We start from the raw sequence: 20,567 nt of genomic DNA, 5'->3' as shown, positions 1-20,567 counted from the left end.
GCCCGCGCTGGCGATGTGCTGGCGGCTCGATGCCGCCAGCATCGCCGTCCCCGCGGGGGCTGAGGCCGGACACGGCAAGTCCTGTGGACTTGTGGTGCCTACCGAAGGGCAGCCGCTCCGTCGGCTGCGCGGTCTGCAAGACCGACCGGTCTCGTCCGCGTTCAGCCGGGCGAGATTGGGCGAGGGGCAGCGTCATGACAACCAGGTCTCCGGAATCAGCCAAATCAAAGCCACGGTGTAGAGCAAAAAACGCAGGAACTTGCCCAGCGCCATCCAGCCCACGCAGGGCCAGAACGGCAGCTTGAGCCAGCCGGCCACGGCGCAGAGCGGGTCGCCGACGATGGGCAGCCAGCTCATCAGGCAGGCCTTGGGGCCGAAGCGCTGCAGCCAGCGCATCGCACGTGAGTGCGAGGGCTCGTGATGCTTCACCGCCTCGACCGCCTTCTCGGCGCCGTAGCCTATCCACCAGCTCGTCATGCCGCCCAGCGTGTTGCCGACCGTCGCCACCGCGATCACGGCCCAGAACATGCTCGGGTCCGCCTTGACGACGAGGTAGACGGCCGGCTCCGAGCCTAGCGGCAGCAGGGTGGCCGAGACGAAAGTGATGACGAAGACGGCCACCAGCCCGACCTGGGGCAGAGCCAGGGCGGCGAGCAGCTCGCTGATGAATTGACCGAGCCAAGCTTCCATGGCGGTCATTGTCGGTGCGGCCGGATGGCTACAATCTCGCCTCTTTTTTAAGCAGACCCTCTCGTGCAAATCGGCCCCCACCTTCTCCCCAACCGGCTCTTCGTGGCGCCGATGGCAGGGGTGACGGACCGGCCCTTCCGCCAGCTCTGCCGCCGCCTGGGAGCGGGCTATGCGGTCAGCGAGATGGTCACGTCGCGCAAGGAGCTGTGGGRCAGCCTCAAGACCTCACGCCGGGCCGACCACAGCGGTGAGCCTGGGCCCATTGCCGTGCAGATTGCCGGCACCGACGCGGTCATGATGGCCGAGGCGGCGGCCTACAACATCGACCGCGGCGCCCAGATCATCGACATCAACATGGGCTGCCCGGCCAAGAAGGTCTGCAACAAATGGGCGGGCTCGGCACTGATGCGCAACGAGGCGCTCGCGCTGGAGATCGTCGAAGCCGTCGTCGCGGTGTGCGCCAAAAGTGGCGTCACCGGCGGCGTACCCGTCACGCTGAAGATGCGCACCGGCTGGAGCGCCGACGAACGCAACGCGCTGCGGCTGGCCCGCTTGTTCGAGTCGGCCGGCATCGCGATGCTGACCATCCACGGCCGCACGCGCGAGCAGGGCTACAAGGGCCTGGCCGAGTACGACACCATTGCCGCCGTGAAGACAGCGCTGACAATTCCCGTCGTCGCCAACGGCGACATCGACTCGCCCGAGAAAGCGCGTGACGTGCTGGCCTACACGGGCGCCAACGCCTTGATGATCGGCCGTGCCGCCCAGGGGCGGCCCTGGATCTTTCGCGAGGTGGCCCACTTTCTGGCGACAGGCGAACACCTAGCCGCGCCCACCGTGCTTGAAGCACGCGACTGGCTGACCGAGCATCTGCACGACCACTACGGCCTGTACGGTGCGCTCAGCGGCATGCGCAGCGCCCGCAAGCACATCGGTTGGGCCGTGCGCGGCCTGCCCGGCGGCGAAGCCTTCCGCCAGCACATGAATACGCTCGAGAGCTGCGACCTGCAGTTGCAGGCTCTGCGTGACTGGTTCGATGAACTCGGCCAGACCCACGACCGGCTGCCGCCCACCGTCGCGGCCGCCAACGACGAAGACGCACAGGCCGACGAAGCCTGTGCCGCCTGAAACCCATTCGCGCCCTGTCATGAGTGCCCAGAAGAACACCACGTCCAACCCCATCGACGCCTGTGTGCGCGACAACCTCGAAGCCTTTTTTCGTGACCTCGACGGCCAGGAGCCGCATTCGATGCACGAGATGCTGGTCAAGCTGGTCGAGAAACCACTGTTCGAGATCGTCATGCGTGAAGCCGGCGGCAACCAGAGCAAGGCCGCGCAATGGCTGGGCATCAACCGCAACACGCTGCGCCGCAAGCTGACCGATCACAATCTATAAGACTTTGCGGGTTGGACCTTTGAGCAAAGCGAAAAGCTCCGACCTCAACTGAACATGCTTTGCGGGTTGGACCTTCGAGCGCAGCGACAAGCTCCGACCCCAACTGATCAAGAATATGACTCAACTCACTGCATTGCTCTCGGTCTCCGACAAGACCGGCATCCTTGAATTCGCCAAAGAGCTGCACGCTCTGGGCACCAAGCTGCTGTCCACCGGCGGCACCGCCAAGCTGCTGGCCGACGCCGGCCTGCCGGTGACCGAAGTGGCCGAGCACACCGGCTTCCCCGAGATGATGGACGGCCGCGTCAAAACGCTGCACCCCAAGATCCACGGCGGCCTGCTGGCGCGCTCTGATCTTGCAGAGCACGTGGCGGCGATGGAAAAGCACGGCATCACGCGCATCGACATCCTGGCCGTCAACCTCTACCCCTTCGAGGCGACCGTGGCCAAGCCCGGCTGCACGCTGGAAGACGCCATCGAGAACATCGACATCGGCGGCCCGGCCATGGTGCGCAGCGCGGCCAAGAACTGGAAGGACGTGACGGTGCTGACCGACGCGGCCCAGTACGCCGGCGTGCTCGACGAGCTGAAGGCCTACGGCAAGACCAGCGACAAGACACGCTTCGCCTGCTCGGTGGCCGCCTTCAACCGCATCGCCCAGTACGACGCGGCCATCAGCAACTACTTGTCCGCGTTGCAGGAAGACGGCAGCAAGACCGAGTACCCAGCGCAGATGAACGCCACCTTCGTCAAGGTGCAGGACCTGCGCTACGGCGAGAACTCGCACCAGAGTGCGGCCCTCTATCGCGACCTGTTCCCGGCACCTGGGTCGCTGGTCACCGGCAAGCAGCTGCAGGGCAAGGAACTCTCGTACAACAACATCGCCGATGCCGATGCGGCCTGGGAATGCGTAAAGAGCTTCGACACGCCCGCCTGCGTCATCGTCAAGCACGCCAACCCCTGCGGCGTGGCCGTCGCAGCCTCTGCGGCCGAGGCCTACAGCAAGGCCTTCAAGACCGACCCCACCAGCGCTTTTGGCGGCATCATCGCCTTCAACCGCGAAGTGGACGGCGCGGCGGCCCAGCTCGTCGCCAAGCAGTTCGTCGAAGTGCTGATGGCTCCCAGCTTCAGCGCCGAGGCGCTGGAGATCTTCAAGGCCAAGGCCAATGTGCGCCTCATGCAGATCGCGCTGCCGCCAGGCGGCCCACGCCCCTGGGACCAGGGCCGCAACGCGGGCGACAGCAAGCGTGTCGGCTCGGGCCTGCTGCTGCAGACCTCTGACAACCATTTCCTGAAGCGCGAAGACCTCAAGGTCGTCACGACGCTGCAGCCCACGGCCCAGCAGCTCGACGACCTGATGTTCGCCTGGACCGTGGCCCAGTACGTGAAGAGCAATGCCATCGTCTTCTGCGGCGGCGGCATGACGCTGGGTGTCGGCGCCGGCCAGATGAGCCGCCTCGACTCGGCCCGCATCGCCTCCATCAAGGCCCAGCATGCGTCCTTGAGCCTGCAGGGCTCGGCCGTGGCCAGCGATGCTTTCTTCCCCTTCCGCGACGGCCTGGACGTGCTGGCCGACGCGGGCGCGAGCTGCGTCATCCAGCCGGGTGGCTCCATGCGCGACGACGAAGTCATCGCTGCCGCCAACGAGCGCGGCATCGCGATGGTGGTCACAGGCGTACGCCATTTCCGCCATTAAAGAGCCCCTCGTCCAAGGAGTACCTTGGCCGGTCTTGCAGACCGCGCAGCGGGCAAGCCCGCTGCTCTTCGGCAGGCACAGCGAGTCCACGGGACTCACTGTGTCCGGCCTCAGCCCCCGAGGGGACGGCGATGCTTGCCGGATTGACCGGCAAGCACATCGCCAAGGCGGGCCGGCTCGGGAGCGGCCCAGCGCTCGGCCCGCAAATCCCATGAAATGCCCGTGTCACCTCGGGGACTAGACGCGCGCCTCTAGTCCAGGGCCTCCCCCGATGGTGGGGGCCCGTCTTGCGGTTAGCCTCGACGCACTAGATCGAGAACCGGAGACATGCCCATGGACACCGCCCTGCAGGAGCGCCTGCATCTGGCGCTGACGGCGCAACGCCGCGCCTACGAGGCCGACCGCATGCCCTCGTACGAGGTGCGCCGTGACCGCCTGCAACGGCTGCTCAAGATGACGCGCCAGCACGGCGAGGCGATCGCTAGCGCCATGGCCCAGGACTTCGGCCATCGCGCCCGCCAGGAATCGCTGCTGGCCGACATCTTCACCGTCGAGTCCGGCGCCAGCCACGCGCTGAAGCATCTGCGCCGCTGGATGAAGACCCGGCGCGTCGCCACGCCGCTGCACTTCATGCCGGGCCGCAATGTGCTGATGCGCCAGCCGTTGGGCGTCGTGGGCATCGTGTCGCCCTGGAACTACCCCTACTACCTGGCGATGGAGCCGGCCGTCGCGGCGCTGGCGGCAGGCAACCGCGTGCTGATCAAGCCCTCGGAGCTGACGCCGGCCACCAGTGAGCTGATGGCGCGCATCGTCGCCGAGCACTTCAAGCCGGAGGAGATGCAGGTCATCACCGGCGACGCCGAAGTGGGCAAGGCCTTCACGACGCTGCCCTTCGACCACCTGTTCTTCACCGGCTCCACCGCCGTGGGCCGCCACGTGGCCCAGGCCGCGGCGAAGAACCTGACGCCGGTCACGCTGGAGCTGGGTGGCAAGTCCCCCGCCATCGTCGACCGCAGCTGCGACGTCGGCCTGACCGCATCGCGCCTGGCCTTCGGCAAGCTCTTCAACGCCGGCCAGACCTGCGTCGCACCCGACTACCTGCTGGTGCCCAAGGAGCTGGTCGAGCCGCTGAGCCAGAAGATCCTGGCCGAGATGCGCCGCATGTACCCGCGCATCGCCGGCAATGCCGACTACACCAGCATCGCCACGCCGCGCCACCATGCGCGGCTGCAAGGCCTGATCGCCGACGCGGCCGAGCGCGGCGCCCGCGTGCTGCGCAGCCATGACGAGCAGCCCGATCCGCAACAGGACCGCCGCCTGGTGCCTGCACTGCTGCTGGACGTGCCGCCCGAGGCCACCGTCATGCAGGAAGAGATCTTCGGCCCGCTGCTGCCCATCGTCGGCTACGACAAGGTCGACGAAGCTCTGGCCCACATCAACCGCGGCGACCGCCCGTTGGCGCTGTACTGGTTCGGCACCGACAGCGCTGCGCGCGACCACGTGATGCGCGAGACCCATGCCGGCGGCGTGACCATCAACGACTGCCTGTGGCACCTGGGCCAGGAGGAGCAACCCTTCGGCGGCGTCGGCGCCAGCGGCATGGGGTCCTACCACGGTGAGTGGGGCTTCCGTACCTTCAGCAAGGAGAAGCCGCTGTTCATCCAGTCGCGCTTCGCCGGCACCAAGCTGTTCCAGCCGCCTTACGGTGCCACCTTCGAGAAACTCCTTTCGCTGCTGCGACGCATCGCCTGACCCATGAACGACCCTCAAGCTTTCGACGAGACCCACGACGTCATCGTCATCGGCGGTGGCTCATCCGGCTCGGCGCTCGCCTGCCGGCTGAGCGAAGACCCCGGCACCCAGGTGTTGGTGCTGGAAGCCGGTGCCGACGTCAGCAACTGGCTGGGGACGGTGCCCACGGGTGCCGTGCTGATGGTGCCCAGCAAGCTGCACAACTACGCCTTCGAGACGGTGCCGCAGCCGGGCCTGAATGGCCGCCGCGGCTATGTGCCGCGCGGCAAGRYGCTSGGYGGCTCGTCGGSCATCAACGCGATGRTCTACAYCCGCGGCCASCGCRRSGACTACGACCACTGGGCCGCGCTCGGCAACCCCGGCTGGGGCTGGAGCGATGTACTGCCCCACTTCATCAGGAGCGAGGGCAACGACACCTTCGGCGCCCCGCTGCATGGCCGCGATGGGCCGTTGAAGGTCAGCCAGCTGCGCACCGACAACCCGCTGCAGGCGGCCTGGGTGGCCGCGGGGCGTGAGGCGGGCCACGTCATCAACGCCGACTTCAATGGCGAAACGCAGGAAGGCGTTGGCATCTACCAGGTCACGCAGGACCGCGGCGAGCGTTGCAGTGCGGCCCGCGCCTACCTGCGCCCGCACCTCGGCCGGCCCAACCTGCGCGTGACCGTGCAGGCGCAAGTTCAGCGCATCCTGTTCGACGGCCGCCGCGCGGTGGGCGTGGAGGTGAAGGTGGGCGGCGTGCTGCGTCGGCTGCAGGCCAGGCGTGAGGTCGTGCTGGCGGCGGGCGCCATCCAGTCGCCGCAACTGCTGATGCTGTCCGGCGTGGGCGATGCGGCGCAACTGCAGGCGCAGGGCATCGCCGTGCTGCACCACCTGCCCGGTGTGGGTGCCAACCTGCAGGACCACCCGGACTTTGTGTTCGGCCTGCGCAGCAGCAGCCTCGACACCTTCGGCCTGTCGCTGCGCGGCGGGTTCGCTTTCTGGCGCGCCGTCCAGCGCTACCGCGCCGAGCGCCGCGGCATGCTGACCAGCAATTTCGCCGAAGGCGGTGGCTTCCTGCGCACCAGCGCCGCGCAGGCGCGGCCGAACATCCAGCTGCACTTCGTCGTCGCCGCCGTGGAAGACCACGCGCGCAAGATGCGCATGGGGCACGGCATGTCCTGCCACGTGTGCCTGCTGCGCCCGCAAAGCCGCGGCACCGTCAGGCTGGCCGGTCGCGACGCCGGCACCGCGCCGCTGATCGACCCAGGCTTCTTCCAGCATGCCGACGACATGGCGCAGATGGTGGCCGGCTTCAAGCTCACGCGCGAGCTTCTGCACCAGCCGGCGCTGCGCGCGCACTGGCGCACCGAGATGTGGAGCACCGAGACGCACTCCGATGCCGACATCGAAGCCTTGCTGCGCCAGCGCGCCGACACCATCTACCACCCGGTGGGCAGCTGCAAGATGGGCACGGACGCGATGGCCGTGGTGGACGCCGAGCTGCGTGTGCACGGCCTGCAAAGCCTGCGCGTGGTGGATGCGTCCATCATGCCCACGCTGATCAGCGGCAACACCAACGCGCCGGCCATGATGATCGGCGAGAAGGCAGCGCAGATGATGCAGGTTGCAGCCCGCCAGCCCGAGATCGTTGCGCAGGCGGCCTGAGCATGATCCTGGAGATCGCGCAGCTTCAGGTGCGGCCTGGTCAGGGCGCTGAGTTCGAGAGGGCCTTTGCCGTCGCGCAGGGAATCATCTCGTCCATGCCCGGCTACCTGGGCCATGAGCTGCAGCGCTGCCTGGAGCGCGCCGATCACTACATGCTGCTGGTGCGCTGGGAGAGCGTCGAGCACCACGAGGTAGGCTTTCGCAAGTCCGAGGGCTACCAGGAATGGCGCCGGTTGCTGCACCACTTCTATGACCCCTTCCCGACGGTACTGCACTACGAGCGGATTTGAAGCCTCGGGATGCGAACATGCGGTCCACGCATGCACAGCCCGCCACAAATCCGCCACGCCACGCCTGAGGACGCTGCCGCGCTCGCGGCCTTCGGCGCCCAGGCCTTCGCCGACACCTACCGTGACCTCAGCGACGCGCAGGAGATTGCCGACTATGTCGCCGAGCACTTCCAGCCCGAGGTCATGGCTGGCGTCATCCTGGACACCACCTGCACGGTGCTGCAGGCCTGGGTGGACGAGCAGCTCGCCGGCTACGCCATCGTCAAGGTCGAGCCCGCGCCCGATTGCGTGACGGGGCCAGCGCCCATCCATCTCTGGCGCATCTATCTCGGCGAGGGCTTCATCGGCCGCGGCCTGGGCGCGGCGCTGATGCATGAGGTGCATGCCGTGGCGCGCCGGCGCGGGGCGCAGACCCTGTGGCTGGGTGTCTACGATCGCAATGTTCGAGCAGTGGCCTTCTACGAACGCTTCGGTTTCGCCCAGGTTGGCGGCCAGGAATTCCTGTTCGGCGGCCAGATCTACATCGACCCGGTCTATGCGGCCGCTGTGTGGCCAGAAAAGGTGCGGACATGATCGAAGGTTCCTGCCTGTGCGGCAGCGTGCGCTGGCGTTTCGACGGCCAGCCTGACGGCGCGACGGCCTGCAACTGCACGGCATGCCGCCGTTACGGCACCTTGTGGGCCTATGACTATGTGGACGAAGGCATCCATGTCAGCGGCGCGACGCAGGCCTATGTGCGCGGCAAGGCACTGGAGTTCCATTTCTGCCCGAGCTGCGGCTGCGTGACGCATTGGCGCGGGCTGAGGTTGGAAGGCGACGGTCGGCGGCGCATTGCCGTCAACCTGCGCTTGGCCGAGCCAGGGGCGGTGGCGGACATCCCCATCGACCACTTCGACGGCCTCGACAGCTTCGACGATCTGCCGCGCGATGGGCGCTGCGTCGCCGACTATTGGTTTTAGTCCTACAGGTAAAGCCTTGAAACCGGACAAGGCGCCGCCAGATCAGGGGCGCAAACTGCCGCTTGGCTTGAGGAGTATTGCAATGAAGTTCCCCCGATTCCTGCTCTTGTGCATGACCCTGGTCTCCGGGCTGTGGCTGGGCACCGCCCAGGCGCTGCCTAACGTCGACGAGGTGCAGGCCGCTGCTCAGCGTGGCGACTACGCCGGCGCGGAGAAGATGATGCGCGAGGTTGTTGCGGCCAAGCCCGACAGCCCGCGCGCCCATTACGTGCTGGCCGAGATCCTGGCCCACCAGCGCCAGTTCCCTGAAGCCGCCGAGCACACGCGCCGCGCTCGCGCGCTGGACCCTGCCATCAAGTTCGCCGACGCCGCCAAGTTCAATGCCTTCGAACAGTTGCTGCAGCGTGAGCAGGCCGGGGTGGCGAAGTCCGTCGCGCCGACTGCCGTCAATGCGGCACCGCCGATGCGCGCCGCGCCGGTCGAGCGCAGCGAGAGCGGTGGTGGCGTGTCCCTCTGGCTGCTGATCGGTGGTGCCGTCATCTTCATCTGGCTGGCCATGCGCTGGATGCGCAACCGCACCGCCGCGCAGAGCCAGCAGCCGGCCATGGCGGGTGGTTATGGCGCGGGCGGCTATGGCGCTGGTTATGGGCCTGGCGGTATGCAGGCGCCTGGCTCGGGCGGCCCCGGCATGCTCGGCGTTGGTCTTGGCGTAGCGGGTGGCGTTGCCGCCGGCATGCTGGCCGAGAAGCTGCTCCATGGTGGCCATGACGAACGTAGCGTCCCGCGCGACACCGATACCAGCGGCGGCCTGATCCCCGGCAGCTTTGATTCCGGTGGCTCCAGCAGCGCCGCCGACGAACTGAGCCGCCGTGACGTCGACTTCGGCAGCGGCGACGGCTGGGGCGGTGGCGACGCCGGCGGCGGCGATTTGGGTGGCGGTGGCGGCGGCAGCGACGACTGGTAAGTCCTCACGGGCTGGCGCGGGGGCGGGCCCCGATAATCCCGCCCCATGACGCCAGCCGCTTTCACCGGCCAGTTGCTCTCCTTCATTGCCCGCCTCATCACGGGGGCTCAGGGCCACTGGAAGGGCTGCCCGCCGACGGCGGAGCAGCGCATCTACATCGCCAACCACCAGAGTCACTTCGATCTCGTCCTGATCTGGGCTGCCTTCCCACACGACCTGCGCGCCACCACGCGCGCCATCGCCGCCCGCGACTACTGGACGACCAGTGCCCTCAAGCGCTGGCTGACCACCTCGGTCTTCAACGCCATCTACGTCAGCCGCGCACGCAGCAAGCCCGACGAGGACCCGCTGGAGCCCCTCGTCGAGGCACTGGCCAACGGCGACTCGCTGGTCATCTTTCCCGAGGGCACGCGATCCAACAAGGGCAACCCGCAGCCCTTCAAGTCCGGCATCTACCACCTCGCCGAGCAATTCCCGCATGTGCAACTGATCCCGACCTGGATCGACAACGTGCAGCGCGTCATGCCCAAGGGCGAGGTCGTGCCCGTGCCCATCCTGTGCACGGTGACCTTCGGTGCCCCCATCCAGCTGCAGGCCGGTGAGAGCAAGGCCGACTTCCTGTGCCGTGCCCGCGAGGCCGTCATGGAGCAGCGGCCCGACCCCTACTGGGTCGGCCGCGAAGAGGAGGGCCACTGATGCGCTGGCTCAAGGCCTTGACGCCCAGCGAGCAGGTGGCGCTGCTCTTCGTCGTGCTGTTCGGCTTCCTGATGCTGCTGACGATCGGGCTGTTCCTGAACTCGCTGCGCGAACGCGAGAACGAGGACGAACGCCTGAAGTCCCAGCTCGCCTGGGAGCGCGTGCGCCGCGACCTGCGCGCCGCCTGGATCGGCGGCTGCATGTTCTGGGTGGCGTGGATTTCCGGGCCGCTGGGCGCGACGCTGCTGTTCGCGCTGTTCTCCTTCCTGGCGCTGCGCGAGTTCATCACCCTCGTGCACACCGAGCGCAGCGATCACCGCACCCTCATCGTCGCCTTCTTCGTGCTGCTGCCCATCCAGTACATGATCTGCGGCACGCGCTTCTTCGACCTGTTCACCGTCTTCCTGCCCGTCTACGGCTTCCTCGTGCTGCCCATCGTCAGCGCGTTGGCGGGCGACCCGCGGCGCTTCCTGGAGCGCAACGCCAAGATCCAGTGGGGCGTCATGGTCTGCGTCTACGGCCTGTCGCACGCGCCGGCGCTGCTGCTGCTGGATATTCCGGGCAACACCGGCCGCGGCGCCTTCCTGCTGTTCTTCCTGGTCATGGTCGTGGCGGCCTCGCAGATCGCGCAGGAGATCGCCACCCGCGCGATGCGCCGCCGCCCAGTGGCCCGGCAGATCAGCCGCAGCTTCTCGATGCGGGCGTGGTGGATCGGCACCTGCATCGGCGCCCTGGCCGGCCTGCTGCTGTACTGGATCACGCCGTTCAAGGCCGGCCAGGCGCTGGCCATGGCCTTCCTGACCGCCGGTGCTGCGGGCTTCGGCGGCCTGGTCATGAAGGCCCTGAAGAAGGACGCCGGCGTGCTGTACTGGGGCAACCGCAGCTCCATCACCGGCGCCGTCGGCCTGCTCGACCGCATCGCGGTGCTGTGCTTTGCCGCGCCAGTGCTGTTCCATTCGGCGAACTGGTACTACCGATGAGGATCCTCGGCATCGACCCCGGCTTGCAAACAACAGGCTTCGGAGTGATTGAAGCCGACGGCCCGCGCCTCGCCTACGTCGCCAGCGGCACCATCAAGACCAATGCCGTCGCCACTGGCGACCTGCCAGCGCGGCTGAAGATCCTGTTCGATGGCATCCGCGAGGTCATCACCCGCTACCAGCCGCAGTGCGCGGCCGTCGAGATCGTCTTTGTCAACGTGAACCCGCAGTCCACGCTGCTGCTCGGCCAGGCGCGGGGCGCAGCAATCACCGCCCTGGTGTCTGCCGACCTGCTCGTCAGCGAGTACACGGCCCTGCAGATGAAAAAGGCCATCGTCGGCCACGGGCATGCGAAGAAGGAACAGATCCAGGCCATGGTGCAGCGCCTGCTGAACCTGCCCGGCCTGCCCGGCAAGGACGCCGCCGATGCGCTGGGCATTGCCATCATGCATGCGCATGCGCGCGTCAGTTTCGAAGCGATGAGCCGCAGCACGACGCTGGAGCGGCGCCAGCACGCGCAGTTCAAGGGCGGGCGGACGTACTGAAGGCAAAACGGCCCGCCGAGGCGAGCCGTTCGTGCTGAGCGCGATCGTTCAGGACTTGCGGCGCCGAGCCATGAAGCCAACGAGGCCCAGGCCGCCCAGCATCAGCGCATAGCTCTCCGGTTCTGGCACGACGGCGGAGATGCTGTAGCCGCCACTGCCCTCGGCGCCAATGGCATGGGTGTAGTGCAGAAATGCATCGCTGGCATCCACGCTGCCCGAGTTCAAGGTGATGAGCCAGCCAGGACCGCCAGAGGCGTAAGACAGGCCGAGGAACACGCCGTCCTGGTAGTCAGCGCTGGAGCCGGTCTCCAGCGTGTAGTTCACAGACATGAAGGTCATCGAGAAAGCCGACAGCGGAACGGCCTCGAAGCCACTCCCGGTCAGTGCGGTGGTGTCGACCGTATAGCTGCCGGAGAAGGTCAGGCCGAGCACCGAGGGCGAGCCGGCATCGATGGCGCCGTTGAAGTTGTAGCTGACGGCTTGTGCCGACGTGGCGAGCAGCGCGGCGGCAGCGATGAGCAGGGGGCGGAATTGCATGATGGTTGTCCTTGCGGGAATCAGAATTTGAACGAAGCGGCGTTGACTGCGCTGCAGAGCACGGCCTTGAGCTTGACCATCGGGCGCGACGTGGCGGCGCCGGCCGAGCCATCAGGGTCGTAGCCGATCAAGGCGCCGTCAGCCTGGTTGGTGCAGGTGACATGGCCGGTGGCCAGTGGATCGGCGCTGGTGATGTGCACGCTCTTCAAGAGTTCGGTGAACACGAGGGTGTCCTGGCCGGGCTTGAAATCGGTGACGGTGTCCAGGCCGTCACTGCCAGTGCGGTACACGAACTGGTTCTTGCCGCCCTTGCCGGTCATCGTGTCACGGCCCAGGCCGCCTTCGAAGACGTCGTCACCGTCGGTACCCACGAGGGTGTCGTTGCCATTCGTGCCGTAGACGGTCTTGACCAGGTTCAGCCCAATCAACATCGGGTCATGGTCCGAGGCACGGAACTGGTTGGGCTGGTACCAGTCATTGCCGGCGGCCTTGTCCTCGGTGTTGTAGTCGATCCACTCAGGCTCATCGGCATTGATGTGCCAGCTGGTCGCGCCCGTCACCTTGGCGGCGATGGCGGCGGTGCCCAGGCCATGGTCGAGGCGCCCGGCGCTGGCGTCGAAGACATAGCTGTAGTCGGCCGGGTCGAACATGCCGACCAGATCGACGATGCMGGCGCTCGTCAGCAGGTCGATCGGGTCTTCCTTGGCGTAAGAGTTGAAGTCGCCGAGCATGATGACGCGGTCGGTGCCGGCCGTGGCCGTGACGGTGGGCAGCCAGTCCAGCAGGCGCTGGGCCTGCTGCTTGCGCTGCAGGTTCCAGCAGCCCTGCAGGTCGCCGGTGTCACCGTTGGCGCCGGTGCCGCAGCTGCCCTTGGACTTCAGGTGATTGACGACGACGGCGAACTTCTCGCCGTTGGGGGCCACGAAGCCCTGGGCAAAGGTGGGCCGGTTGTTGATGGCGTTGTCGTCGGACATCGACGCACCCATCAGGCCGAGCTTGGCGGGCTTGTAGATCATGGCCACGCGGATGGCGTCGGTGCCCGTGGACGGCGGCAGCGGCACGGCGGCATAGGTGTTGACGCCCATCATGGCGTTGAGGCCGTCGACGAGGTTCTGCACGGCGAAGTTGCCGCTGTTCTGGATCTCCATCAGGCCGACGACGTCGGCGTTCAGGCCCGACAGGGCGGCCAGGATCTTGGTGCGCTGGCGATCGAACTCCGCCTGATTGTCCGCACCGCGGCAGCCGGCGCTCGGGCAGGCGCCGCCGCCCGGCACGGCACCGCCGTTGGTGAACGTCGTGAAGAAGTTCAGCACGTTGGAGCTGGCCACGCGGACATTGCCGCCCACGGCCGGCGGCGCCAGCGGGCGAGCGATCGGGCGGGCGAACACCGGCGCGGCGGTCGGGTGGATCTTGTAGGCCAGCGGGCCGGTAGCCGAATCGGTCGAGGGGCCGAAGTCGACGACACCGGTCACGCCATCGACCGTGTCACCAGCGCGCACCGTGCCGTCCTGCCACAGGTAGGGCGTGGGGTTGGGGAACTTGGAGGCGCTGCTGTCATCCAGCACGACGCTGCGGGCCAGGTTGGCGGCCTGCATCGCCAGTGCCGCCGGGCCGGGGCGCAGCACGTTGGTGGGGTTGAGCGTGCGGCCGCCGGCCGACACGGTCAGCTGGCCCCAGCTGCCGACGAAGTTGGTCTGGTTGACGGTCAGCGGGTCGGTGATGTGGACCAGCATGCCCTCATAGCGCTCCATGTCGGACTGGCTGGCCAGGGTCGCCAGGCTGACCTCGACCGGCAGGGGCAGCGGATTGCCGGTGCTGACGACGGAGACGTTGGTGACGCTGCTCAGCTCGGTCAGCGGGTTGGCCAGGCTGGCCGCGCTGCTCGAGACCGAGTACTCCTGCACCTTGGCCGACACATTGACCTTGTCGCCGACGGCCACGGTGGGTGCCGTGCTCGTGAAGACGAAGATGCCGTCGGACGTCGCCGGGTCACCATCGCCGTCCGGGTCCTGCAGGTAGAAGCCGTTGTTGATCAGCTTGGTGACGACGCCACCGGTCGTGACGGTCGTGCCGTCCATGCCGCTCTTGGCACCCGAACCCTGGATGGCGGGGATCTTGACGACACCGCTGACCGACAGCTTGAATGTGCAGCTCGCCGTCTGAGCCTCGTCGTTGTCCCACTTCAGGCCGAGGTTGTAGTTGCCGGCCGCGAGTGTGTTGTCGACGCTGATTTGCTGGGTCGCGGCCACGCCATCGGCGCTGGCGCCGACGAAGCTGCCCAGAGTCACACCGGCGGGCAGGGCGCCGACCACGCTGGCCGCATTGACGCGGCTGTCGCTGTCGGTGGCGCTGACGACGAAGCTGGAGGCTGCGCCGGACACGGCGGCCTGGTCTGGGCAGCTCGGGATGATGGGCTGGTTGACGTTGCCGCCGCCGCAGAGGTTGGCGGGCGTGGCGCCATTGCGCGGGCTGACGGGCCCAACCGTGAAATCGGCGCTGTTGGCGTTGGTGTCGGTGCAGCCGGCAGCGTTGCGCAGCGCAGCCGTGGTGGCGGCCAGCGCGGGCGTGGGGCTGCCTTCAACGGGCGTCGAGCTGCCGTAGGACAGGATGTCTTCCACGCCGGTCGGCGCAGCCACGGCAGGCAGCGTCGTGCCATTGGTGACGAGGGCGACCTTGCCCGAGGCGCCACTCATGTTGATTGCGCCCGACGTGACGTCGATGTCGGGTGTGGGGAGTGCCACGCCCGCGGCGCCGCCGGAAGCTTCGGCGATCAGGTAGTAGCGGCCCGGCTGCAGCACGACGCCGGCCGGGATGACGGTCTTGTTGGTCCAGCTGGTGCCGGCGGCCGAGGCGTACTGCACCGACCAGCCGCCAATCGTCACCGGCGTCGTGCCGGCGTTGAAGAGCTCGATGAAGTCGCGGCTGTAGGTGGCGTTGGCGTTGCCGCCCCCGCCATAAACCTGGCTGATCACAACCCCGCTGGTCGAGGCCAGCACGGCGGGCGCGGCGAAGGCCGCGGCGAGGAGGGAGACCAGTGGTTTGATTCGCATGACTATTTAGTAAAAATTGCCGCAATGGGCGCGGATGCTAACGACCACCTGTGACGGTTTGACCCGCCGCATTCAGGGGGGTGCCATCGGGCATGATCCCGGCCCATGTCGCCAGCACTGCTTTTGCTCGGGGTTCTCACCTATTTCGCGCTGCTATTGGTACTGGCGCGGTGCGTCTCGCACGGTTCGGGGGCTGAGGGTTTCTATGTGGGGGGCAGGGAAAGTCCCTGGCCGGTCGTTGCCTTCGGAATGATCGGGACGTCGCTGTCCGGCGTCACTTTCATCAGCGTGCCCGGCTCGGTGGCGGTCAGCGGCTTCACCTATCTGCAGATCGCGCTTGGCCAGGTCGTCGGCTATGCCGTCATCGCCCTCGTGCTGCTGCCGGCCTATCACCGCCTCAAGCTCGCCTCCATCTACGGCCTGCTCGGTGACCGGCTCGGCCCCGCAGCGCAGCGCCTGGGTTCGGCCTTCTTCGTGCTGAGCCGCACGCTGGGCGCGACGGCGCGGCTCTATCTCGTCGTGGCGGTGCTGCACACGCTGATCCTGCAGCCGCTGGGCGTGCCGTTTGGGGTGGGCGCGGCGGTCGTGCTCGTGATGATCCTGCTCTACACCGTGGAGGGCGGCGTGAAGGCGCTGGTGTGGACGGACACGCTGCAGACCGCGGGCATGCTGACCGGCCTGGTCGTCTGCTTGGCGCTGCTGTGGCAGACCGGTGCGTTGGCGCAGATCGATGCCGCTGGCCTGAGCCGCGTCTGGGTCGGCGATCCGATGAGCCGCGACTTCTCCGCCAAGGCGCTGCTGGCCGGCATGTTCATTGCCATCGCGATGACGGGGCTGGACCAGGAAATGATGCAGAAGAGCCTGTCGGTTGCGAAGCTCCGTGACGCGCAGAAGAACGTGCTCGTGCTGGCCGTGCTGATGCTCGTCGTGGTGTCGGCCTTCCTGCTGCTGGGCGGGCTGCTGACGCTGTTCGCTCAAGCGCACGGCATCGGGGTCAAGGGCGACGCACTGTTCCCCACTGTCGTCATGCAATACCTGCCGGCCTGGGTGCAGGTCGTCTTCGTGCTGGCTCTGGTGTCGGCGCTATTGCCCAGCGCCGACGGCGCGCTGACTGCGCTGACGGCCAGCACCTGCCTGGACCTGCTGCGCCTGCCACGCGAGGACGTGCGCACGCGGCGGCGCGTGCACCTCGGCTTTGCGGTGCTGTTCCTGGCACTCGTGCTCGGCTTCAAGGCCCTGGACAGCACCAGCATGATCTTTCTGATCCTGAAGCTCGCGGGCTACACGTATGGGCCGCTGCTGGGACTGTTCGCGTTTGCGATGTTCACGCCGCGGGCGGTGTCGGGGCGGGCGCTGACGGTCGTCTGCGTGGCCGCGCCGCTGCTGTGCGCGGTGCTTGATTTCGGACAGCCTTGGGGCGGTTATCAGATCGGGTTGGAATTGCTGCTGCTCAATGGSGTGCTGACGTGGGTCGGGTTGTGGGTCGCCGGGCGCGGGCGCCAATAATGATCTGGGTGTTCAACTTCGGACTGGGTGTCTGTGCGTTGCTCATCGTTGCGAACTGGGGCTCCCTGATCGATGCCGCGTTCAGGAAACGCAGTCTTTCGTTTGCGCCGCCCTTTCTTTCCGGCTTGCTGGCTACGCTGCTGATCGCGATGCATCCCGACGTCGAGGTTCGCGTTTTTTGGTGGCTTCCGCTCTTGCTCGATCCGAGCATTGCATTTGCGCTGTCGGCCACTGCGGTCATGGCGCTGGTTCGCCGGCTCCGCGCCTGATTTTTCTCACCACCGGGCGACACTCGCCCCTTGCATGTTGTCGACAGCCCCTGTTTCCACCAGCCTCTCCCGCATGCTTGCCGCCTTTGTGCGCGAGCACTGGCACGCCTACGCCGCCGCGGGTGCCATGCTCACCTGCATCGCCGCATTGACCGTCTGGATCCCCCGCCAGGTGGGCCAGGTCGTCGACGACCTGGTCGCTGGCGGCCTGAAGGGTGATTCGCTGCTGAAACAACTCGGCCGGCTCGTGCTGGCCGGGCTCGTCATCTACCTGCTGCGCGCCGGCTGGCGGCTGACCCTCTTCAAAGCGTCCTTCCAGCTTGGTGCACGACTGCGCACGCGGCTCTACGCGCGCCTTGCGCTGCAAGGCCCGGCCTACTTCCAGTCTCAACGCACCGGCGACCTGATGGCGCTGGCGACCAATGACATCGACACCGTCGAGCAGGCCGCCGGCGAGGCGATGCTGGCGGGCTTTGATGGCACGCAGACGCTGGTGCTGGTGCTCGCGATGATGACGATCGGCATCGACTGGCGCCTGGGCCTCGCGGCCCTCGTGCCCTTTCCGTTGATGGCGCTGGCTTTCTGGTGGATCTCCAACCATCTGCACCAGGCCGCGCAGGACTCGCTCGGCGCCTTCAGTGGCCTGAACCACCAGGTGCAGGAAAGCCTGTCCGGCGTGCGCACCGTGCGGGCCCTGGGCCTCGTCGCGCGCAGCGAGGCGCAGTTCACCGAGCTGGCCGAGAAGGCGGCCGAGGCGAGCTTTCGCTCGCAGCGCTGGGAGGCTGCCTACGAGCCCGCCGTCGGCATGACGCTGTCCGCCGCGTTCGCCATCGCGCTGGCCGTGGGCGGCTGGCTGGTGGCGCGCGGCGAGATCAGCATCGGTCAGCTGACGGCCTTCACGATGTACCTCGGCCAGTTGATCTGGCCAATGTTCGCGGCGGGTTGGGTACTGGCATTGCTGGAGCGCGGCCGCGCGGCCTGGACGCGGCTGGCGCCGGTGCTGGACGCGCCGCTGACACTGACCGATGAGGGCAGGGCGGCGATGCCGGCCCACGCCGAACTGCGCGCCGACGGGCTGACCTTCAGCTTCCCCGGCGCCAAACGGCCGGCGCTGGAAGGCGTGGACCTGGCACTCGCACCGGGCAAGACGCTGGGCGTCGTCGGCGCGACCGGTGCGGGCAAATCCACTTTCGTGCGCTTGCTGCTGCGCCAGTCCGAGCCGGACGCGGGCCGGCTGACGCTGGGTGGTGTCGCATTGCCAGAACTGCCGCTCGCTACGCTGCGCGCCCACATCGCCTGGGTGCCGCAGGAGCCGTTTTTGTTCTCGGCCTCGGTGGCTGACAACATCGCGCTGGCCAAGCCCGGCGCAACGCGCGAAGAGATCGAGGCTGCAGCACGCCTGGCTGCCGTGCACGACGACATCGCCCGCCTGCCTGAGGGCTACGCCACGGAGGTCGGCGAACGCGGCGTGACGCTGTCGGGCGGTCAGCGCCAGCGCGTCGCCATTGCACGGGCGCTATTGAGCGATGCACCGTTGCTGGTGCTGGACGACGCGCTGTCCGCCGTCGACACCGGCACCGAGACCGACATCCTCGACCACCTGCGCGAGCTGCGTGCCGCGCGGCCTGATCGCAGCGTCATCGTCATTGCGCATCGACTCTCGGCCGTGATGGATGCCGACGAAGTCATCGTGCTCAAGCAGGGCCATGTCATCGAGCGCGGCACGCATCAACAGTTGCTGGAGTTGGGCGGCTGGTATGCCGCTCAGTGGCGCTATCAACAGATCGAGGCCAGCCTTGAAGCCGCCTGAAACCAAGCCGACGGAAAAACCGTGGAAGAGCGTCGGCCTGCTGCTTGATGCAGCGACGCCTGAGAAACCCCACCTCATCCAGGGCGGTATCCGGCTCGTCCTTGCCGCCGGCCTCGAAGTGCTCGGCCCCATCCTCGGCAAGCGCTACATCGACCACCACCTGCTGCCGCGCCAGTTCGACATCACCGAGATGGCCACGCTGCTGGCGCTGATGCTGCTGACCGGCTGGGCCGCGAGCTGGATTCGCTATGCCCAGCTGTCGCGCATGGCGGGCGTGGCGCGGCGCTCGGTGCTGCGCTTACGCGAGCGCGTCTATGCGCACGTGCTGGCGCTACCCATGGCCTTCTTCGACAAGGCCATCACCGGCCAGCTCGTCAGCCGCGTCACCAACGACACCGAGGCGGTGAACCAGCTCTACCGCCAGGTGCTGTACGTGATGCTGGACTCGACCATCGTCGTCTTCGGCTCGCTGGTGGCGATGGCCTTTCTCGACTGGCGGTTGATGCTCATCGTCGCGACGCTGGTGCCGGCCATGGTGGTCATCATCCTGGGCTACCAGAAGCTGTCGGCGCCGGCCGTGGCGCGTACGCGCCAGCTGCGCAGCGACATCAACGCGCAGATGGCCGAGAGCATGGCCGGCATGGCGGTGCTGCAGGCCAGCGGTGCGGCCGGGCGCTTTGGCGCGCGCTTCGAGACGACGAATGCCGAGCACCGCCTGTCGCGCATCGCCGAGCTGCGCGCCAACGCCTGGCTGCTGCGCCCGGCGCTGGACCTGATGAACGTGCTGCTGCTCGTCACCGTCATCTACAGCTTCGGGCGGCGAGAGATGTCGGGGCTGGAGGTGGGCCTGCTGTACGCCTTCCTCAGCTACATCGCCCGGGTGGTGGAGCCGCTGATCCAGATCACCATGCAGTTCGGCCAGCTGCAGCAGGCCATGGTGGCGGCGTCGCGCGTGCGCACGCTGCTGGAGGAGGATGAGCACCGCGGCCCGGCCCAGGACGGCCGCGGGATTGCCCAGGGCAGCATCCACATCCAGGGCCTGAACTTCGGCTATGACCCGGCGCGACCGGTGCTGCACGGCATCGATGTCGACATCGCGGCGGGCAGCTTTGTCGGCATCGTCGGCCACACCGGCAGCGGCAAGAGCACGCTGCTATCGCTGCTGCTGCGCTTCTACACAGCGCAGGCCGGGCGCATCACGGTGGACGGCCAGCCGCTGGCCAGCGTGCCGGACGCGGCCTTCCGCGACGCGGTGGGCTTGGTGCCGCAGGAGCCTTATCTGATGTCGGCGAGCGTGCGCGACAACATCGCGATGGGCAGGCCGGGCATCAGCGAGGACGACATCCAGGACGCGGCCACGGCGGCCCGCGCGCACGACTTCATCACGGCGCTGCCGCAGGGCTATGACACCCGGCTGGGCGAGGGCGGGGCGCGCGTATCGACCGGGCAGAAGCAGTTGCTGGCGATGGCGCGGGCATTGGCAGGCTCACCGCGCATCCTGTTCCTGGATGAGGCGACCAGTAATATCGACAGCGCCACCGAGCAGCGCGTGGGTGAGGCGCTGACGGCGCTGCGCGGGCGCGTGACGGTGGTGGCCATCGCGCACCGGCTGTCGACCATCCGCGCCGCCGACCAGATCCTCGTGCTCAACCACGGACACCTGCAGGAGCGTGGTTCGCACGAGGCGCTGATGGCGATCGAAGGCGGCTTGTACCGCCGCCTGGTCGAACTGCAGACGCTGGAAGAACCCGACGCCGAAGCCGAGACCGTCTGACCTGCGTCA

General features: G+C 67.6%; 19 protein-coding genes. 16 read left to right on the top strand and 3 right to left on the bottom strand.

The features are described 5' to 3' along the window. Positions 1-192 precede the first annotated feature (192 nt). Positions 193-690 (bottom strand): YqaA family protein, encoded by a 498-nt coding sequence (locus ACXJKJ_RS03975; protein WP_457389176.1) that lies wholly within the window; start codon positions 688-690, stop codon positions 193-195. Positions 691-753: 63 nt separating this feature from the next. Here ACXJKJ_RS03975 and dusB point away from each other — a divergent pair, with 63 nt between their 5' ends. From dusB to ruvC, 12 genes are all read left to right on the top strand, one after another. Continuing rightward, complete coding sequence (gene dusB / locus ACXJKJ_RS03970) at positions 754-1,818, top strand: tRNA dihydrouridine synthase DusB (protein WP_457389175.1); 1,065 nt, start codon at positions 754-756, stop codon at positions 1,816-1,818. Between the two features lie 19 nt (positions 1,819-1,837). Next, positions 1,838-2,086 (top strand): helix-turn-helix domain-containing protein, encoded by a 249-nt coding sequence (locus tag ACXJKJ_RS03965; RefSeq protein WP_457389174.1) that lies wholly within the window; start codon positions 1,838-1,840, stop codon positions 2,084-2,086. A 115-nt stretch (positions 2,087-2,201) separates the two neighbouring features. Next, positions 2,202-3,782: a bifunctional phosphoribosylaminoimidazolecarboxamide formyltransferase/IMP cyclohydrolase gene (gene purH, locus ACXJKJ_RS03960; protein ID WP_457389173.1), complete on the top strand. Its 1,581-nt coding sequence runs from the start codon at positions 2,202-2,204 to the stop codon at positions 3,780-3,782. A gap of 333 nt (positions 3,783-4,115) precedes the next feature. After that, on the top strand, positions 4,116-5,534 hold the full coding sequence (locus ACXJKJ_RS03955) for a coniferyl aldehyde dehydrogenase (RefSeq protein ID WP_457389172.1): 1,419 nt from the start codon (positions 4,116-4,118) through the stop codon (positions 5,532-5,534). A 3-nt stretch (positions 5,535-5,537) separates the two neighbouring features. Continuing rightward, positions 5,538-7,178, top strand: a complete 1,641-nt coding sequence (locus tag ACXJKJ_RS03950) for a GMC family oxidoreductase (protein WP_457389171.1) — start codon at positions 5,538-5,540, stop codon at positions 7,176-7,178. A gap of 2 nt (positions 7,179-7,180) precedes the next feature. Beyond that, a complete protein-coding gene (locus ACXJKJ_RS03945) occupies positions 7,181-7,468 on the top strand; it encodes an antibiotic biosynthesis monooxygenase family protein (RefSeq protein WP_457389170.1) in 288 nt (95 codons plus the stop codon). Between the two features lie 30 nt (positions 7,469-7,498). Then, positions 7,499-8,041 carry a GNAT family N-acetyltransferase gene (locus ACXJKJ_RS03940; RefSeq protein WP_457389169.1) on the top strand — a complete coding sequence of 181 codons (543 nt, stop codon included), beginning with the start codon at positions 7,499-7,501 and terminating at the stop codon, positions 8,039-8,041. After that, positions 8,038-8,427 carry a GFA family protein gene (locus tag ACXJKJ_RS03935; RefSeq protein ID WP_457389168.1) on the top strand — a complete coding sequence of 130 codons (390 nt, stop codon included), beginning with the start codon at positions 8,038-8,040 and terminating at the stop codon, positions 8,425-8,427. Before ACXJKJ_RS03940 ends, ACXJKJ_RS03935 begins: the two co-directional genes overlap by 4 nt. An 82-nt stretch (positions 8,428-8,509) precedes the next feature. Then, positions 8,510-9,391, top strand: a complete 882-nt coding sequence (locus tag ACXJKJ_RS03930) for a tetratricopeptide repeat protein (RefSeq protein WP_457389167.1) — start codon at positions 8,510-8,512, stop codon at positions 9,389-9,391. A gap of 45 nt (positions 9,392-9,436) precedes the next feature. Beyond that, the gene (locus tag ACXJKJ_RS03925; protein ID WP_457389166.1) at positions 9,437-10,087 is read left to right on the top strand and encodes a lysophospholipid acyltransferase family protein; all 651 of its coding nucleotides are present in this window, start codon (positions 9,437-9,439) and stop codon (positions 10,085-10,087) included. Beyond that, positions 10,087-11,067 carry a phosphatidate cytidylyltransferase gene (locus tag ACXJKJ_RS03920; protein ID WP_457389165.1) on the top strand — a complete coding sequence of 327 codons (981 nt, stop codon included), beginning with the start codon at positions 10,087-10,089 and terminating at the stop codon, positions 11,065-11,067. Before ACXJKJ_RS03925 ends, ACXJKJ_RS03920 begins: the two co-directional genes overlap by 1 nt. Then, on the top strand, positions 11,064-11,612 hold the full coding sequence (gene ruvC, locus ACXJKJ_RS03915) for a crossover junction endodeoxyribonuclease RuvC (RefSeq protein WP_457389164.1): 549 nt from the start codon (positions 11,064-11,066) through the stop codon (positions 11,610-11,612). Before ACXJKJ_RS03920 ends, ruvC begins: the two co-directional genes overlap by 4 nt. 48 nt (positions 11,613-11,660) lie before the next feature. On the opposite strand, the gene ACXJKJ_RS03910 is transcribed toward ruvC, so the two are convergent. Both ACXJKJ_RS03910 and ACXJKJ_RS03905 read right to left on the bottom strand, forming a co-directional pair. Beyond that, complete coding sequence (locus ACXJKJ_RS03910; protein ID WP_056202983.1) at positions 11,661-12,149, bottom strand: PEPxxWA-CTERM sorting domain-containing protein; 489 nt, start codon at positions 12,147-12,149, stop codon at positions 11,661-11,663. Between the two features lie 20 nt (positions 12,150-12,169). Continuing rightward, on the bottom strand, positions 12,170-15,199 hold the full coding sequence (locus ACXJKJ_RS03905) for an ExeM/NucH family extracellular endonuclease (protein ID WP_457389163.1): 3,030 nt from the start codon (positions 15,197-15,199) through the stop codon (positions 12,170-12,172). A gap of 105 nt (positions 15,200-15,304) precedes the next feature. Here ACXJKJ_RS03905 and ACXJKJ_RS03900 point away from each other — a divergent pair, with 105 nt between their 5' ends. The 4 genes from ACXJKJ_RS03900 (at position 15,305) to ACXJKJ_RS03885 (ending at position 20,558) form a co-directional block, all read left to right on the top strand. Then, positions 15,305-16,705 carry a sodium:solute symporter gene (locus ACXJKJ_RS03900; protein WP_457389162.1) on the top strand — a complete coding sequence of 467 codons (1,401 nt, stop codon included), beginning with the start codon at positions 15,305-15,307 and terminating at the stop codon, positions 16,703-16,705. Further along, the gene (locus tag ACXJKJ_RS03895; RefSeq protein ID WP_457389161.1) at positions 16,705-16,974 is read left to right on the top strand and encodes a hypothetical protein; all 270 of its coding nucleotides are present in this window, start codon (positions 16,705-16,707) and stop codon (positions 16,972-16,974) included. The genes ACXJKJ_RS03900 and ACXJKJ_RS03895 overlap by 1 nt, the downstream gene beginning before the upstream one ends. A gap of 73 nt (positions 16,975-17,047) precedes the next feature. Next, positions 17,048-18,784 carry an ABC transporter ATP-binding protein gene (locus tag ACXJKJ_RS03890; protein WP_457389160.1) on the top strand — a complete coding sequence of 579 codons (1,737 nt, stop codon included), beginning with the start codon at positions 17,048-17,050 and terminating at the stop codon, positions 18,782-18,784. Then, on the top strand, positions 18,732-20,558 hold the full coding sequence (locus ACXJKJ_RS03885; protein ID WP_457389159.1) for an ABC transporter ATP-binding protein: 1,827 nt from the start codon (positions 18,732-18,734) through the stop codon (positions 20,556-20,558). Before ACXJKJ_RS03890 ends, ACXJKJ_RS03885 begins: the two co-directional genes overlap by 53 nt. Positions 20,559-20,567 lie beyond the last annotated feature (9 nt).

This window comes from Roseateles sp. P5_E1, assembly GCF_054049335.1.
Note: the sequence above shows the minus strand (reverse complement) of the source record. Positions and strands in the feature narration are given on the sequence as shown.

What these genes read in the sequence shown, in the direction of transcription:
- ACXJKJ_RS03940 (WP_457389169.1), top strand. Translation starts at nt 7,499, where the DNA reads ATGCACAGCCCGCCACAAATCCGCCACGCCACGCCTGAGGACGCTGCC.
- ACXJKJ_RS03965 (WP_457389174.1), top strand. Translation starts at nt 1,838, where the DNA reads ATGAGTGCCCAGAAGAACACCACGTCCAACCCCATCGACGCCTGTGTG.
- ACXJKJ_RS03925 (WP_457389166.1), top strand. Translation starts at nt 9,437, where the DNA reads ATGACGCCAGCCGCTTTCACCGGCCAGTTGCTCTCCTTCATTGCCCGC.
- ACXJKJ_RS03890 (WP_457389160.1), top strand. Translation starts at nt 17,048, where the DNA reads ATGCTTGCCGCCTTTGTGCGCGAGCACTGGCACGCCTACGCCGCCGCG.
- ACXJKJ_RS03975 (WP_457389176.1), bottom strand. Translation starts at nt 690, where the DNA reads ATGGAAGCTTGGCTCGGTCAATTCATCAGCGAGCTGCTCGCCGCCCTG.
- ACXJKJ_RS03955 (WP_457389172.1), top strand. Translation starts at nt 4,116, where the DNA reads ATGGACACCGCCCTGCAGGAGCGCCTGCATCTGGCGCTGACGGCGCAA.
- ACXJKJ_RS03920 (WP_457389165.1), top strand. Translation starts at nt 10,087, where the DNA reads ATGCGCTGGCTCAAGGCCTTGACGCCCAGCGAGCAGGTGGCGCTGCTC.
- ruvC (WP_457389164.1), top strand. Translation starts at nt 11,064, where the DNA reads ATGAGGATCCTCGGCATCGACCCCGGCTTGCAAACAACAGGCTTCGGA.
- ACXJKJ_RS03945 (WP_457389170.1), top strand. Translation starts at nt 7,181, where the DNA reads ATGATCCTGGAGATCGCGCAGCTTCAGGTGCGGCCTGGTCAGGGCGCT.
- ACXJKJ_RS03885 (WP_457389159.1), top strand. Translation starts at nt 18,732, where the DNA reads ATGCCGCTCAGTGGCGCTATCAACAGATCGAGGCCAGCCTTGAAGCCG.
- ACXJKJ_RS03930 (WP_457389167.1), top strand. Translation starts at nt 8,510, where the DNA reads ATGAAGTTCCCCCGATTCCTGCTCTTGTGCATGACCCTGGTCTCCGGG.
- ACXJKJ_RS03910 (WP_056202983.1), bottom strand. Translation starts at nt 12,149, where the DNA reads ATGCAATTCCGCCCCCTGCTCATCGCTGCCGCCGCGCTGCTCGCCACG.
- ACXJKJ_RS03895 (WP_457389161.1), top strand. Translation starts at nt 16,705, where the DNA reads ATGATCTGGGTGTTCAACTTCGGACTGGGTGTCTGTGCGTTGCTCATC.
- purH (WP_457389173.1), top strand. Translation starts at nt 2,202, where the DNA reads ATGACTCAACTCACTGCATTGCTCTCGGTCTCCGACAAGACCGGCATC.
- ACXJKJ_RS03935 (WP_457389168.1), top strand. Translation starts at nt 8,038, where the DNA reads ATGATCGAAGGTTCCTGCCTGTGCGGCAGCGTGCGCTGGCGTTTCGAC.